Origin of the sequence: Providencia sp. PROV189, assembly GCF_028480065.1 — a bacterium.
Lineage (GTDB): Bacteria > Pseudomonadota > Gammaproteobacteria > Enterobacterales > Enterobacteriaceae > Providencia > Providencia stuartii.
This window is the reverse complement of record NZ_JAMPOG010000080.1, coordinates 1-1698: the sequence shown is the minus strand read 5'-3', so window position 1 is coordinate 1698 and position 1698 is coordinate 1. Positions and strand designations below refer to the sequence as shown.

At 40.2% G+C, this 1698-nt stretch carries 5 protein-coding genes; 4 read left to right on the top strand and 1 reads right to left on the bottom strand.

What is annotated here, in order from left to right; genetic code table 11:
• The first annotated feature begins 107 nt into the window (after nt 1–107).
• From PR833_RS20280 to PR833_RS20270, 3 genes are read left to right on the top strand one after another with little or no spacing between them, the layout of a single operon-like run.
• Nucleotides 108–266, top strand: coding sequence for a hypothetical protein (locus PR833_RS20280; RefSeq protein ID WP_227698417.1), 159 nt, complete (start codon nt 108–110; stop codon nt 264–266).
• Between the two features lie 54 nt (nt 267–320).
• Entirely contained in the window at nt 321–809 is a 489-nt protein-coding gene (locus tag PR833_RS20275) for a ribonuclease domain-containing protein (protein ID WP_272526486.1), read from the top strand.
• A 2-nt stretch (nt 810–811) separates the two neighbouring features.
• Nucleotides 812–1102, top strand: a complete 291-nt coding sequence (locus tag PR833_RS20270; RefSeq protein WP_272526485.1) for a barstar family protein — start codon at nt 812–814, stop codon at nt 1100–1102.
• Nucleotides 1103–1199: 97 nt separating this feature from the next.
• Here PR833_RS20270 and PR833_RS20265 read toward each other — a convergent pair whose 3' ends face one another.
• Nucleotides 1200–1448 (bottom strand): SymE family type I addiction module toxin, encoded by a 249-nt coding sequence (locus tag PR833_RS20265; RefSeq protein ID WP_272526484.1) that lies wholly within the window; start codon nt 1446–1448, stop codon nt 1200–1202.
• 60 nt (nt 1449–1508) lie between these two features.
• Here PR833_RS20265 and PR833_RS20260 point away from each other — a divergent pair.
• On the top strand, nt 1509–1698 hold a 190-nt coding region (locus tag PR833_RS20260), incomplete at its 3' end, for a transposase (RefSeq protein WP_272526483.1).

Genomic DNA, 1698 nt, shown 5'->3' with positions numbered 1-1698 from the left:
GGGGCCATCACTCCTACTGCTCGCTATCAAAAGGGGCAATTGCACTCTATGGTGACAGACTATCAAGACACACCCCGAGAGATTTTTACTGAAAAAGGGATAGCCAGTTGGGCAGGACGCTTCAATACGTGGGGCAAATGGTGTTTTGGCAGTCTCAAGACGGTCGAGCCGACAATGACCCAAATTATACCGAATGCCATTTTCGTTTTGCGGGGCAATATGAAGACCGTGAAACGGGCTTGTATTATAATCGCTTTCGGTACTAGGATAAGGACAGTGGGCAGTATATTTCACCAGATCCCATCGGGCTGGTTGGTGGGTTGAATCCTTATGGGTATGTGCATTGTCCGACTGGTTGGATTGACCCATTAGGATTAAATGCTTCTTTATCCGGTGGTACTTATGCAGCCAGCTCAGCCCAAGGGGCATTGCTCAATCAGTATTACAATACAGCAGAAAGTGCAAATGATGCTGTAAATAGCTTAAAGATGACAGGAAAGCTTCCTAATAATTACGTAACAAAATCTCAAGCTGAAGCAGCTGGTTGGTCTAGAGGAAAGGCTCTTGGTAATTATGTCCCTGGAGGGCAAATTGGGGGAGATATTTTTGCCAACAGCACAGGTATTTTACCTGATTCCCCTGGAAGGATATGGTATGAAGCCGATATTGGTTTGGACAATAAAATGTCTAGAGCTAAGCAGCCAGGAACTCGTTTATTGTATTCTAATGATGGATTAACTTACATAACATCTAATCATTATGAAACAGCAGAATCATTAGATATTTGTAATTGTAAAGGGAAGAAATAGTCATGAAGAACATCATATTAGATGGTAATCAGCAAAGCACTCCTCTAGAGGTATACAAAGTATTTTGTAATGAATTTGATTTTGGTCCTTATTTTGGAAATAATCCTGATGCATTATATGATTTCATGATTCCAATCGATAAATGTGATAAACCTGTAATTATTACTTGGAAAAATAGCAATGTTTTTAAAAGTAAGTACCCAGTAGAATTTGAACAATTACAGTCTGTCTTCAAAAAAATCTCAGAATTTGAAAAGTTTAACAAAAAAAACTTTGATTTTGAGCTCCTATAAGATAGGTCTTTTTATCTGTATAACCGATTAAATATTTAGCCAGAAGATCATCCAACCTTCTGGCTTCTTTATTTTTTAGAGCCGCTCAATTTACCCTTTAGCCGCTGATAGACTCCGCCATCAGCTCGCGCATGGTGTGCCGTATGGCGGTTAGCTGCGCTTGCTGTTGTTGGTTCTGCTGCTTTATTGCTCGAATGTCTTCGCTGTCGGGTATCAAGACCAAACAACCGTTTAAGATTTTCACCGTGAACGTGAAACCTGTCTCAAATCCTGCTTCCTTTAGCCACTGCCCTTTAAGGTGTATCGCGGGCGGCGGGCTGGTTTTGCTGCCGTTCGGGGTATCCACTTCCCTTAAAATAAGACAGCGATAATTAGATTTTCTGTCCTAAAAATTGCAGAGGTCATAATGAAAAAAGCCCATTTTACTGAAACTCAGATCGTTAATATTTTAAAACTTGCTGATTCTGGTATGAAAGTGGACGATATTTGCCGCCAAAATGGGATTAGTAACGCCACTTATTATAATTGGAAATCAAAGTATGGCGGCATGGAAGCTAATGATGTTAAACGATTAAAAGAGCTTGAAGAGGAAAACA